General features: G+C 73.7%; 10 protein-coding genes. 8 read left to right on the forward strand and 2 right to left on the reverse strand.

What is annotated here, in order from left to right; all coding sequences use genetic code 11:
- Positions 1-36 precede the first annotated feature (36 nt).
- Genes dut through V2J63_RS06180 form a run of 4 tightly spaced genes read left to right on the forward strand, consistent with a single transcriptional unit; the run spans position 37 to position 2,802 of the window.
- Positions 37-528: a dUTP diphosphatase gene (dut, locus tag V2J63_RS06165; protein WP_331230125.1), complete on the forward strand. Its 492-nt coding sequence runs from the start codon at positions 37-39 to the stop codon at positions 526-528.
- Positions 525-1,235 carry a DUF3710 domain-containing protein gene (locus V2J63_RS06170; RefSeq protein ID WP_331230126.1) on the forward strand — a complete coding sequence of 237 codons (711 nt, stop codon included), beginning with the start codon at positions 525-527 and terminating at the stop codon, positions 1,233-1,235. Before dut ends, V2J63_RS06170 begins: the two co-directional genes overlap by 4 nt.
- Complete coding sequence (locus tag V2J63_RS06175) at positions 1,232-1,927, forward strand: OB-fold nucleic acid binding domain-containing protein (protein ID WP_331230127.1); 696 nt, start codon at positions 1,232-1,234, stop codon at positions 1,925-1,927. Before V2J63_RS06170 ends, V2J63_RS06175 begins: the two co-directional genes overlap by 4 nt.
- On the forward strand, positions 1,924-2,802 hold the full coding sequence (locus tag V2J63_RS06180) for a DUF3159 domain-containing protein (protein WP_331230128.1): 879 nt from the start codon (positions 1,924-1,926) through the stop codon (positions 2,800-2,802). Before V2J63_RS06175 ends, V2J63_RS06180 begins: the two co-directional genes overlap by 4 nt.
- On the opposite strand, the gene V2J63_RS06185 is transcribed toward V2J63_RS06180, so the two are convergent.
- Complete coding sequence (locus tag V2J63_RS06185) at positions 2,720-3,412, reverse strand: potassium channel family protein (protein WP_331230129.1); 693 nt, start codon at positions 3,410-3,412, stop codon at positions 2,720-2,722. The genes V2J63_RS06180 and V2J63_RS06185 overlap by 83 nt on opposite strands.
- Complete coding sequence (locus V2J63_RS06190) at positions 3,412-4,062, reverse strand: potassium channel family protein (RefSeq protein WP_331230146.1); 651 nt, start codon at positions 4,060-4,062, stop codon at positions 3,412-3,414. The genes V2J63_RS06185 and V2J63_RS06190 overlap by 1 nt, the downstream gene beginning before the upstream one ends.
- 67 nt (positions 4,063-4,129) lie before the next feature.
- On the opposite strand from V2J63_RS06190, the gene V2J63_RS06195 reads away from it, so the two are divergent.
- The 4 genes from V2J63_RS06195 (at position 4,130) to V2J63_RS06210 (ending at position 11,949) form a co-directional block, all read left to right on the forward strand.
- Positions 4,130-6,109: an APC family permease gene (locus tag V2J63_RS06195; protein WP_331230130.1), complete on the forward strand. Its 1,980-nt coding sequence runs from the start codon at positions 4,130-4,132 to the stop codon at positions 6,107-6,109.
- 361 nt (positions 6,110-6,470) lie between these two features.
- The gene (locus V2J63_RS06200) at positions 6,471-8,099 is read left to right on the forward strand and encodes a class I SAM-dependent RNA methyltransferase (RefSeq protein ID WP_331230131.1); all 1,629 of its coding nucleotides are present in this window, start codon (positions 6,471-6,473) and stop codon (positions 8,097-8,099) included.
- A 184-nt stretch (positions 8,100-8,283) separates the two neighbouring features.
- Positions 8,284-11,097, forward strand: a complete 2,814-nt coding sequence (locus tag V2J63_RS06205) for an aconitate hydratase (RefSeq protein ID WP_331230132.1) — start codon at positions 8,284-8,286, stop codon at positions 11,095-11,097.
- 243 nt (positions 11,098-11,340) lie between these two features.
- On the forward strand, positions 11,341-11,949 hold the full coding sequence (locus tag V2J63_RS06210) for a DinB family protein (protein ID WP_331230133.1): 609 nt from the start codon (positions 11,341-11,343) through the stop codon (positions 11,947-11,949).
- The last annotated feature ends 826 nt before the right edge of the window (positions 11,950-12,775 follow it).

Here is a 12,775-nt window from a genome sequence, read left to right on the forward strand (position 1 = left end):
GAACGGTCCGCGCGGAAGTCAGTACAGTCGTTCCCCGTGAGTACCGACCACGGCGTGGACGTCGCGCTACGCATGCTCGACCCCGAGCTGCCTCCACCCGCGTACGCGCACCCCGACGACGCGGGTGCGGACCTCCACGCCCGCACCGACGTCGTCCTCGAGCCGGGTGAGCGGGCGGTCGTCGCGACGGGTGTCTCGATCGCCCTGCCCACCGGCTGGGCGGCGTTCATCCACCCGCGCTCGGGCCTTGCCGCCCGGCACGGCCTCACGGTCGTCAACGCACCAGGCACGGTGGACGCGGGCTTCCGCGGCGAGATCATGGTGACGCTGCTCAACACCGACCGCGAGCACACCGTGCGGCTCGCACGGGGCGACCGGATCGCCCAGCTCGTCTTCCAGCGCGTCGCCCGCGCACGCTTCGTCGACGTCGAGGAGCTGCCGGCTTCCGTGCGCGGGACGGGCGGGCTCGGGTCGACCGGCGGGTGGTCGCCGTCCGACGCACCAGAGGTACAAGGAGAAGAACGATGAGCCTGTTCTCGAGGCGCAAGAAGAACGCCCCCGACTCCGACGTCGAGACGACCACCGACGCCACCGAGCTCGCCGACGACACCGGCGCCGCCGAGCCCGCCGGCACCGGCCCCTGGGACGTCTCCGACGTGCCGGTGCTCGGCCCACGGATCGACCTCGGCGCGCTGCGCGTCCCGGCGCGCAGCGGCATGCAGCTGCGCATGGAGGTCGAGAAGAACACGAAGCAGGTCGTCGCGGCGAGCCTGTCCGCGGGCGGGTCGGCCCTCCAGCTCCAGGCGTTCGCCGCTCCCCGCACCGCGGGGCTCTGGGACGAGCTGCGCCCGGAGATCGCCGCCTCCGTGACCGCCCAGGGCGGCACCGCGGACGAGGTCGAGGGGCCGTTCGGCCCTGAGCTGCTCTCCCGCCTCCCGGTCCGCACGCCCGAGGGCCGGTCCGGCCACCGGGCAGCCCGGTTCGTCGGCGTGGACGGCCCCCGCTGGTTCCTGCGCGGCGTCTTCACGGGCAAGGCCGCCATCGACCCCGACGCCGCGGCCGAGCTCGAGGAGATCTTCGCCGGCGTCGTCGTCGTCCGTGGCACGGAGGCCCGCGCCCCGCGCGACGTCCTCTCGCTCGAGGTGCCGGGTACCGCCGGCGCGTCCGCGGAGGCCGACGACGACGAGACACCCGACCCCACCAAGCGCGGCCCGGAGATGACGGAGACCCGATGACCGGTAGCGGCGGGACGTCGCCCGCGGGCGCGGGGGAGCGTCCCGCCGCCCGCGACGGCGGCGCCGCCGCGCGTCAGGACAGGGCGTCCGCGCCCCAGGTCGGCGCCGCCGGCCGCGCGGACGGCGCCCCGGCGTCCGACGTCAGTGGCCCCGTGCGGGGGGCGGGCGCCCTCGCCCCCGCCGCCGACGAGGTCAGTGCCCCGGTACCCGCGGCTGCACGCGAGGTCGCCGCGTCCGCACGTGCGGGCGACGCCGGCGGCGAGCCCGGTGCGGCAGCCGGCCAGCAGCGCACCGCCCGGGCCGAGCGGCCCCCGGCCCTTCCGGGAGGGCGCTCGCGCGGCCTCCAGCGGCTCCTCGCCTCGACCGCCGAGCTCGACGCCGAGGACGAGCGCGCGGCGGCGTGGAGCCGCGGCGCGACCCCGCTCGCCGAGGTCCGCCCCCGCACGCGGGTCAAGGTCGCCGGTGTCCTCAGCGCGGTGACGTACCGTCCCAAGGAAGGGATGCGCGCCCTCGTCGGCCGCCTCTACGACGGCTCCGCCAGCGTCGACCTCGTGTGGCTCGGCCGGCGGACCGTCCCCGGGATCGAGCCGGGCCGCCGCCTGCTCGCCGAGGGCATGGTCTTCGCCGGGCGTGCCCGCCCTACCATCTTCAACCCCGCCTACGAGCTCATCCCCGAGGAGCCCCGCCCATGACCGAGCGACCGACCACCGGCGCGGCCGACCGTGGCACCCCGGACCACGCCGCCCCGGACCACGGCGCGACGGACGCGGGCCCGGACCACCACCGCGCCCCCGCGGTCGATCCCGCGACGGCACGCACCACCACGGCTGCCGGCGCGGCGTCCCCCGCCGGGGAGGAGGGCGAGGGCGCCCCGTCCGCCGCCACGACCGACCCCGCCGCCCCCGCCGCGCGGGCCGGGGTGCACCAGCTCATCGGCGAGGACTTCTCCCTCTCGGAGTCGATCGGTGGGCTCCGCGGGGTCATCGAGTCGATCCTGCCCGGCGCGGTGTTCGTCATCGTCTTCGTCGCGACCCGCGAGCTGACGCCGCCGCTCGTCGCCTCGCTCGCGGTCGCCGTCGTCCTCATGGCCGCGCGGCTCATCGGGCGCACGCCCGTCACGCAGGCCGTCGGTGGCCTCTTCGGCGTCGGCATCGGCGTGTTCTGGGCCTGGCGCTCGGGCGAGGCGCAGGACTACTTCGCGTTCGGGCTGTGGACCAACGCCGCCTACGCGGTCGCGCTCATCGTCTCGGTGCTCGTGCGTTGGCCCGCCGTCGGCGTCGTCGTCGGTCTCCTGCGCCAGGAGGGCACGGCATGGCGCACCGACCTGGCCCAGCGGCCCCGCCTGCGCCGCTACACGCTCGCGACGTGGCTGTGGATCACGATGTTCGTCCTGCGCCTCGCGGTCCAGCTCCCGCTCTACCTCAGCGCCGAGGTCGCCTGGCTCGGCACCGCTCGGCTCGTCATGGGCGTGCCCCTGTGGGCGCTCACGCTGTGGGCGACGTGGGTCCTGGTGCGGGAGCCAGCAGCTCCTGCAGCGCCCGAGCGTCAGCCTCTCCCTGAGCGCTGACGACGAGGAGCAGCTCGTCACCGGCCTCGAGGGTGTCGTCGGGGCTCGGCGCGATCGGACGGTCGGCACGGATGATGGTCGCCAGCACCGTCTCGGACGGCCACGCCACCTCCCGCACCCGGCGCCCGACGACGGGGGAGTGCTCCGGCAGGGTGAGCTCGTGGATGCTCGCCCCCGAGGCGTGGAACGTGAAGATGCGGACGAGGTCGCCGACGCTGACGGCCTCCTCGACGAGCGCCGTCATGATCCGCGGCGTCGAGACCTGGACGTCGACGCCCCACGCCTCGTCGAACATCCACTCGTTCTTCGGGTTGTTGACCCGCGCGACGACGCGCGGGACGCCGAACTCCGTCTTGGCCAGGAGCGAGACGACGAGGTTCGCCTTGTCGTCACCCGTGGCGGCGACGACGACGTCGCACTCGTCGACCCCCGCGTCGGCGAGGCTGGAGATCTCGCACGCGTCGGCGAGGATCCACTCGGCGTCCGCGACGCTGGCGATCCGCATGGCGGCGGGCTGACGGTCGACGAGCGTGACCGAGTGCCCGTGGGCGAGGAGCTCGCGGGCGATCGAGCGCCCGACGCTGCCGGCGCCGGCGATGACGACGCGCATCAGTCCTCCCGGGCCGGCGGGTCGGCCAGCACGCGCTGCACGGCGTCGATGCGGTCGGTCGCCACGAGCACGTGGACGACGTCGTTCTCCTGGATGAGCGTGCCCGTCACCGGGACGATGCCGACGCCGAGCCGCGTGAGGTAGGCGACGCGGGCACCGCTCAGCTCCTCGAGCCGGGCGAGCGAGGCGCCCACCCACGCGCGGTTGAGGTCGGTGCGCACGAGCGAGACCTGGCCGGAGGCGTCCCGGTACTCCGAGACGGCGCCCATGGGCAGGAGGCGGCGCAGCACCTGGTCCGCCGTCCACCGCACGGTCGCGACCGTCGTGATCCCGAGGCGCTGGTAGACCTCCGCGCGGCGCGGGTCGTAGATCCGGGCGACGACGTTGTCGACGCCGAACGTCTCCCGCACGACGCGCGCGGCGAGGATGTTGGAGTTGTCGCCGCTCGAGACGGCGGCGAATCCGTAGGCGTCCTCGATCCCGGTCTGGGCGAGGGCGTCGCGGTCGAAACCGAGGCCGGTCACCCGGCGCCCGTCGAAGCTGTCCGGGAGCCGACGGAACGCGTCGGGGGCCTGGTCGAGGACGGCCACCGAGTGGCCGTTGGCGTCGAGCTGGGTCGCCAGCGTGGCGCCCACCCGTCCGCAACCCATGATGACGAAGTGCACCCCGTGACGGTACTCCGTGCACGCACCTCGCGGGTGGCTAGCATGGACCCTCGTGCCGAGTGTCGCGGAAGCCGTCAAGCGGGTCCTCGTCGGGCGCCCGGTCCGCAGCGAGCGGCTCGCCGCGCCCGCGCTGCCCAAACGACTCGCCCTGCCGGCCTTCTCGGCCAACGCGCTGTCCTCCGTCGCGTACGCACCCGACGAGATCCTCCTCACCCTCGCCGTCGCCGGGATGGCCGGGCTCGTCGTCGCCCCCTGGGTGGGCGTCGCCGTCGTCGTCGTGCTCCTCACCGTCGTCGCCTCCTACCGCCAGACCGTGCGTGCGTACCCCTCGGGCGGCGGGGACTACGAGGTCGCGCGCGCGAACCTCGGCCCGCGCGCCGGGACCGCCGTCGCCAGCGCGCTGCTCGTCGACTACGTCCTCACCGTCGCCGTGTCCATCTCGGCCGCGGCGCAGTACGTCACGGCGGTGACCCCGGCGCTGGACGGCCGCGCCGTCGGGGTGGCGGTGGCGCTCATCGGTGTCCTCGTCCTCGTCAACCTGCGCGGGGTGCGCCCGTCCCGCCGCTCGTTCGCCGTCCCCGTCTACCTCTACATGGGCCTCATCGGGGCGACGGCGGTGGCCGGGTTCCTCCAGCACCTCGCCGGGACGCTCGCCTCGGCCGAGAGCGCCGGCACCGAGCTCGTCGCCGCGGACCATCTCGACTCCGGACTCACCGGCCTCGCCGGTGCCGTCCTCGTCCTGCGAGCGTTCTCCTCGGGGTGCGCGGCGCTCACCGGGATCGAGGCGCTGAGCACCCGGGTACCGGCGTTCGCCCGGCCCCGTGCGCGCAACGCGAGCGCGACCCTCCTCCTCCTCGGCGTCATCGCCTCGGTCATGCTCCTCGCCGTCCTCGTCCTCGCGCGCGCCACCGGCGTCACGCTGAGCGGCACCGGGGTGGGCGACGCGGCGGACGCGACCGGCGGTGGTGAGGCGGCCGGCGCGGCGGCCGGGCCCGAGACGGACCCGCCGGTCATCGGCCAGGTGGCGGAGGCGGTATTCGCCGAGGCCCCGGTCATGGCCCTCGCGATCATGGCGGTCACCGCCGTCGTCCTCGTCCTCGCGGCCAACACGGCGTTCACCGTCTTCCCCGGCCTCGCCTCGGCGCTCGGCAAGGACAACCTCCTGCCGCGCCAGCTCCACGCACGCGGTGACCGGCTCGTGTTCTCCAACGGCATCCTCACGCTGGGGGCGGCGGCCCTCGTCCTCGTCGTCGCCCTCGACGCGTCGGTCACGCGGCTCATCCAGCTCTACATCGTCGGCGTCTTCCTCTCCTTCACGCTGAGCCAGCTCGGGATGGTCCGGCACTGGGGCGAGGAGCTGCGCACGTGCGCCGACCCCGCGCAGCGCACGCAGATGGCCCGCTCCCGTGTCATCAGCGCGCTCGGTCTGGGGATGACGGCGCTCGTGCTCGCCGTCGTCCTCATCACGCGGTTCGCCCACGGCGCGTGGGTCGCGCTCGCCCTCATGGCTGTCGCGTACGTGACCATGCGGGGCATCCACCGCCACTACGCCCGCGTCTCCGCCTCGCTCGTCCTGCACGACCCGCACGCGGCGCGCGCCCTGCCCGCGCAGGTCCACGCCGTCGTCCTCGTCTCGGGCGTGCACCAGGCGGCGCTGCGGGCCGTCGCCTACGCGCGCGCCACGCGGCCGTCGACGCTCGAGGCGATCACGGTCGCGGTCGACCGTGACACCACGGACATGCTGCGCCGCGCGTGGGAGGAGGTCGACCTGCCGGTGCCGCTCACCGTGCTGGACTCCCCGTTCCGCGAGGTCACGCGACCGGTGCTCGACCATGTGCGCTCGATCCGCCGTGACTCCCCGCGGGACCTCGTCGTCGTGTTCATCCCGGAGTACGTCGTGCACCGCTGGTGGGAGCGGTTCCTCCACAACCGCAGTGCCGCGCGGCTGCGCACCCGGCTGCTGCAGACCCCGGGCGTCGTCATCTCCACGGTGCCGTGGCAGTCGGTGCCGGACCGCACCCACGGGCACTGACCGGGCGGCTCGGGGCAGCCGTCCCGCACGGCCCGGCGAGGGGGTGCGCGATGCGTGCCTGGGGGAAGCTGTCACGCACGGCCCGGCGAGGGGGTGCGCGATCTGCGTGCCTGGGGGAAGCCGTCCCGCACGGTCCGGCGAGGGGGCGCGATGCGTGCCTGGGGGAAGCCGTCCCGCACGGCCCGGCGAGGGGTGCGCGATGCGTGCCTGGGCGAAGCCGTCACGCACGGTCCGGCGAGGGGGCGCGCCATGTGCGTGCCCGCGGGCTCGGCCGCCGTCGTGCCGCCGCACGCTTCCGCGGTGACCCGGGGCACAGGCGACCCGTGACGCGATCCGCCCGGAGGCGCGGGAGGATGGGGGAGTGAGCGAACTCCTCGAGGTACGTGTCGGTCCCCCCGCGCACGGGGGCCACTGCGTCGCCCGGGCCGATGGCCGCGTGATCTTCGTCCGGCACGCGTTGCCGGGCGAGCTCGTGCGCGTCAGCCTGACGGACGGCGGTGACAAGCGACGGTTCTGGCGCGGCGACGCGGTCGAGATATCCGAGCCCTCCGCGGACCGCGTGCCCTCCGTCTGGCCCGAGGCTGGCCCGGGCGGGGTGGGCGGCGGCGAGCTCGCACACGTCGCGCTCGGGGCCCAGCGGACATGGAAGACGACGGTGCTCCACGACACGATGCGCCGGATCGGCCACGTCGACCTCGCCGAGGCCGGGCTCGCGCACGTCGCGGTCGAGGCCCTCCCCGGGGACGACGAGCGCAACGGCCTCGGAACCCGCACCCGGATCGACCTCGTCGTCGGTGCCGACGGCCGAGCCGGCATGTTCGGTCATCGCAGCCACGACGTCGTCGCGATCACCTCGATGCCGCTCGCCGTGCCTGCGATCGAGGACCTCGGCCTGTTCGCGGAGCCGTGGGGTGGGCTCGCCCCCGGGGCCCGTCTCGACGTCGTCGCGCCGAGCCAGGGATCGCCGGTCGTCCTCGTCGACGGCGTCCCGGTCGGCGACGGCGCCGACCTGCGCGGTGCACCACGGGCAGCCGCGCCGTCGGACGCCGTCGACCTCAGCGGCGCGGGTACCGGCCGGGGCGGCGTGCGGCAGACCCACGCCAACCGTGGTGAGGGGTCCCGGGGCGCTGCCGGCCGAGGCGCGGGACGAGGCGGCAGCGGGCGGGGCCACGGCCCCGCCGACGTCCGAGGCCGGGGTGCTGCCGGGCGAGGCGGCGGGGCTGCGGACGGTCGGGGCCGCGACGGCCGCCAGGCCGGGCGCCCGGCCGGTTCTGCCCACCCCGGCGACGCCGGCCGCGGCGACGCCGGCCGCGGGCCTCATGGCGCGGGTGCGCTCGCCCTCTCGGGTGCGGGTGCTGCGCCCGCGCGCACCAGCATCCGCGAGGTCGTGGCGACGCCCTTCGGCGCGATCACCTACCGGGTGGGTGCCGGCGGCTTCTGGCAGGTCCACCGGGAGGCGCCCGCCGTGCTCACGGCCGCGGTGCTCGACGCCGCGGACCCGCAGACCGGCGAGCGCGTCCTCGACCTCTACTCGGGCTCGGGGCTCTTCACCGTGCCGCTCGCGCACGCCGTCGGTGAGGCGGGTCGGGTCGACGCCGTCGAGGGCGACGAACGGGCCGTCAAGGACGCCCGGCGCAACCTCCACGCGCACCCCAACGCCGTCCTCCACGCCGAGCGCGTCGACGAGGCGTCGCTCGGTGCGATCGCGGGGGACGGGGCGGAGGTGGACGTCGTCGTCCTCGACCCCCCGCGTTCGGGCGCGGGGGCTGCGGTCATGGGCGCGCTCGCCGCACTGGGCCCGCGCCGCATCGTCTACGTCGCGTGCGACCCCGCGGCGCTGGCCCGCGACGTGGCCGCCGTCGCTGCGCACGGGTACCGGCTGCGCGGCCTCCGCGCTTTCGACCTCTTCCCCCACACCCACCACTTCGAGTCGGTCGCCGTCCTCGAGCGCGACCTGACGGCGGGGAGGGCCGGGCACGCAGCGGGGTGAGAGGCGTCGTCGGTGGCGCCCTCCTCGCCGTCCGCACGGCCTGTCGGCTGGACATCCGCCCAGGACGAAGTATCTTGATGTCGAGATAGTTTCTGAGACATCACCGCGCGTGCGTGGGACGATGGGCGGTAGCGCGCCCTGGCGCGAAGCCCCGTCCGGAGCACCTGAGCACTGAGGAGTACATGTGAGCAGCGTCGACACATTCGGAGCGAAGTCCACCCTGGACGTCGGAGGGAAGAGCTACGAGATCTACCGGCTCGACGCCGTCGACGGCCTCGAGCGACTTCCCTACAGCCTCAAGGTGCTCGCGGAGAACCTCCTGCGCACGGAGGACGGCCTCAACGTCACGGCGGACCACGTGCGGGCGCTCGCGAGCTGGGACGCGACGGCGGTCCCGAGCACCGAGATCCAGTTCAGCCCCGCGCGCGTGGTCATGCAGGACTTCACCGGCGTGCCGTGCGTCGTCGACCTCGCGACGATGCGCGAGGCGGTCGCCGAGCTCGGCGGCGACCCCGCCAAGATCAACCCGCTCACGCCCGCCGAGCTCGTCATCGACCACTCGGTCGTCATCGACGTCTTCGGCCGCTCCGACGCGTTCGAGCGCAACGTCGAGATCGAGTACGAGCGCAACCACGAGCGCTACCAGTTCCTGCGGTGGGGCCAGACGGCGTTCGACGACTTCAAGGTCGTGCCGCCCGGCACGGGCATCGTCCACCAGGTCAACCTCGAGTACCTCGCCCGCACCGTCATGACGCGCGAGGTCAACGGTGTGACGCAGGCGTACCCCGACACGTGCGTCGGTACCGACTCGCACACGACGATGGTCAACGGGCTCGGCGTCCTCGGCTGGGGCGTCGGCGGCATCGAGGCCGAGGCGGCCATGCTCGGCCAGCCCGTCTCGATGCTCATCCCGCGCGTCGTCGGCTTCAAGCTCTCCGGCTCCATCCCGTCGGGCGCGACCGCCACCGACGTCGTCCTCACGATCACCGAGCTCCTGCGCAAGCACGGCGTCGTCGGCAAGTTCGTCGAGTTCTACGGCGAGGGCGTGGCCGAGGTCCCGCTCGCCAACCGCGCGACGATCGGCAACATGAGCCCCGAGTTCGGCTCCACCGCGGCGATCTTCCCGATCGACGACGTGACGATGGGTTACCTGCGCCTCACCGGCCGTGACGAGGACCAGATCGCCCTCGTCGAGGCCTACGCCAAGGAGCAGGGCCTGTGGCACGACCCGAGCGTCGAGCCGGTCTTCTCGGAGTACCTCGAGCTCGACCTCTCGACCGTCGTCCCCTCGATCGCCGGCCCGAAGCGCCCGCAGGACCGCGTCGCGCTCACCGAGGCCAAGGACGCCTTCCAGGCCGCGGTCAAGGACTACGCCCACCACCCGGAGGCGGAGCAGGACACCGACGGCCTCGACCACAGCGTCGAGGAGACGTTCCCGGCGTCCGACCCCATCGCGGCGGGCGAGCACGCCAACGGCAACGACGAGCCGCGCGAGCCCGGGCACAGCACGAACGGGCGCCCGAGCAAGCGCGTCGCGGTGACCATGGCCGACGGCACGCAGACCGAGATCGACCACGGCGCCGTCGTCATCTCCTCGATCACGTCGTGCACGAACACCTCCAACCCCTCGGTCATGCTCGCCGCGGCCCTCCTCGCGAAGAACGCGGTCGAGCGCGGTCTGCAGGTCAAGCCGTGGGTGAAGACGTCGATGGCGCCGGGCTCGAAGGTCGTGACGAACTACTACGAGAAGGCCGGCCTGTGGCCGTACCTCGAGAACCTCGGCTACCACCTCGTCGGCTACGGCTGCACGACGTGCATCGGTAACTCCGGTCCGCTCCCCGAGGAGGTGTCGGCCGCGGTCCAGGAGAACGACCTCGCCGTCGTGTCGGTGCTCTCCGGCAACCGCAACTTCGAGGGCCGCATCAACCCCGACGTCAAGATGAACTACCTCGCCTCGCCGCCGCTCGTCATCGCCTACGGCCTCGCCGGGACGATGGACTTCGACTTCGAGCGGGAGCCGCTGGGCCAGGACTCGGACGGCACGGACGTGTTCCTCACCGACATCTGGCCCACCCCGGCCGACGTCCAGGCCACGATCGACTCGTCGATCGACCAGGGCATGTTCATCAGCGACTACGCCGACGTGTTCGCCGGCGACGAGCGCTGGACCTCGCTCGACACGCCCGAGGGTGACACCTTCGCGTGGGCGGACGACTCCACGTACGTCCGTAAGCCCCCGTACTTCGAGGGCATGAAGATCGAGACCGAGCCGGTCACCGAGATCGTCGGCGCCCGTGTGCTCGCCAAGCTCGGGGACTCGGTGACGACGGACCACATCTCGCCCGCAGGTTCGATCAAGCCGGACAGCCCGGCTGGTCGGTACCTCGCCGAGCACGGCGTGGCCCGCCGCGACTTCAACTCCTACGGCTCGCGCCGCGGCAACCACGAGGTCATGATCCGCGGCACCTTCGCCAACATCCGGCTGCGCAACCAGCTCCTCGAGGGCGTCGAGGGCGGGTACACGAAGAACCTGCTGACGGGTGAGCAGGAGTCGATCTTCGACGCCGCGCAGGCGTACGCCGAGGCGGGCGTCCCGCTTGTCGTCCTCGGTGGCAAGGAGTACGGCTCGGGCTCGTCGCGCGACTGGGCTGCCAAGGGCACGTCGCTCCTCGGGGTCCGCGCCGTCATCACGGAGAGCTTCGAGCGGATCCACCGTTCGAACCTCATCGGCATGGGCGTCCTCCCGCTCGAATTCCCGGCGGGCGAGAACGCGGACTCGCTCGGGCTCGACGGCACGGAGACGTTCGACATCAGCGGCGTCACCGCGCTGAACGAGGGCGCGACGCCGGGGACGGTCGCCGTCCGCGCCACCAAGACCGACGGCGCGGTCGTCGAGTTCGACGCCGTCGTGCGCATCGACACCCCCGGTGAGGCTGACTACTACCGCAACGGCGGGATCCTCCAGTACGTCCTGCGCTCGCTCGTCAACGCCGCCTGACCCGGCTGAGCGTCGCTCTCCGCAGGCCCCGCCCGGTTCGTCCGGGCGGGGCCTGCGGTGCACCTGGCCGGTGCGCGTGTCGTCCGAGGTCTGCTCGGTGCGTGATCGGTGCGTGATCGGTGCGATCGGGCGACCGGGCGACCGGGCGTCCGGGCGGGGGCCCGGTCACGCCGCTACGGTGCCGCGGCAGGTCGGTGTCTCGGTGCCCTTCACCGGCCCGACCGCTCGGAGTAGCGTGCGGCCATGGCAGACGACGTCGTCGGTGAGTACGGGCAGCCCGAGTTCGACTGGTCGATCCTTCAGCGGCCCTCGGCCCTGGCGATGGTCCGCGGGCAGCTCGGCTTCTCGTGGCTCGAGGTCGAGGCACGGTTGCGGTCCCTCACGCAGGAGGAGTTCGACCGCGAGCCGGCCCCGGGGGCGTTCCGCGTCGTGCGACGCGGCGACGAGCGGTCCGAGCGTGCGATCGGCACGGGGGAGTGGGTGGTCGAGTGGCCCGCCGCGGGCGACGGCGGCGGGACGCGCACGATCGGCTGGCTCGTCGCTCACCTGACGGAGACGTTCTTCGAGCGGTGGGAGTGGACGTTCGGTGAGCGGTCACGGCGTCGGGACGACCTCGCCTTCTCCGGAGAGGTCGGACGCGCGGTCGACGGGCTCAGCCGGTGCGTCGGCGCCTGGAGCGCGGGGATAGCCGCGCTCGGCGAGGACGACGCGTTCACCGTCGGCCTGAGCCAGGCCACGGAGATCGACGCGGCGGCGCCGTTCGGGCACCTCGTGCTCCACCTCAACCGCGAGCTCATCCATCACGGCGCCGAGATCGCGGCACTCCAGGACATCTACCGCGCCCAGGGCTGACGGGCCGCCTCGGACGCCTGCCCGTCAGATCGACGACGATCAGCTCTCGCTGCGGTGCGTGTGGCTCCTGCCTCCTCAGAAGGGCGGATCGCCGACGTCGAAGAGGATGGGCGCGTATGTGGGGGGGCGAGTGCGCGAGCTCCGTCCGGCGGGGAGAGCGGTCCGGCCACGACCTGGACGGGTCGTTCCGCTGACGGTGGGCGGGGCTGTCCCATGGGTCGAGGTGGGCACTGTCGCATGAGTCGCAGGGCGGGCGGTCCTGCCCGCTCGGGGTGAGCCGTCGCTCTGGAGCGAGGCAGCAGCCGGCACGCTGGGCGCAGGTGGCGCTGTCCCGGGGGCTGTTCGGACCAGCTCACCGGCACGAGGCACGGTTGTCTCACGAGAGGCAGACGCGACTGTTCCCTCGGGCGTGGACGGAGCTGTCCCTACAGGCGTAGACGGCGCTGTCCCTTCGAGCGTGGACGGAGCTGTCCCTACAGGCGTAGACGGCGCTGTCCCTTCGAGCGGGGACGGAGCTGTCCTCCTGAGCGTGGACGCACCTGTCCCCACGGTTGCTCGAACCGTCCTGGCCGCGGTGGACGGAGCTGTCCCGACGAGCATGGGTAGACCTGTCCCATTGGCCGTGCCCAGGGCCGTGCCAGTGGTGCCGGGTCGCGGAGGCGCGAGTCCGTCGGGTTCTGGCGTGCCTGCCTTCTTGCGGCGTTTCGGCGGTCTCTCGTGGGTGGTGGTGTCGATGTGGGTGCCGTGGCGGTCGTGGAAGGCGTGGCCGCCGGGCAGGGTGGTGATGCGGATGTGGTCGGCGTGGACGCGGTGGTGGTGGTAGCTG

Origin of the sequence: Georgenia wangjunii (assembly GCF_036421975.1) — a bacterium.
Taxonomy (GTDB): domain Bacteria; phylum Actinomycetota; class Actinomycetes; order Actinomycetales; family Actinomycetaceae; genus Georgenia_A; species Georgenia_A wangjunii.

Bases quoted from the DNA above. Each gene is read 5' to 3' on its own strand.
- V2J63_RS06180 (WP_331230128.1), top strand. From the start codon at position 1,924: ATGACCGAGCGACCGACCACCGGCGCGGCCGACCGTGGCACCCCGGAC.
- V2J63_RS06170 (WP_331230126.1), top strand. From the start codon at position 525: ATGAGCCTGTTCTCGAGGCGCAAGAAGAACGCCCCCGACTCCGACGTC.
- V2J63_RS06190 (WP_331230146.1), bottom strand. From the start codon at position 4,062: ATGGGTTGCGGACGGGTGGGCGCCACGCTGGCGACCCAGCTCGACGCC.
- V2J63_RS06185 (WP_331230129.1), bottom strand. From the start codon at position 3,412: ATGCGCGTCGTCATCGCCGGCGCCGGCAGCGTCGGGCGCTCGATCGCC.
- V2J63_RS06210 (WP_331230133.1), top strand. From the start codon at position 11,341: ATGGCAGACGACGTCGTCGGTGAGTACGGGCAGCCCGAGTTCGACTGG.
- V2J63_RS06175 (WP_331230127.1), top strand. From the start codon at position 1,232: ATGACCGGTAGCGGCGGGACGTCGCCCGCGGGCGCGGGGGAGCGTCCC.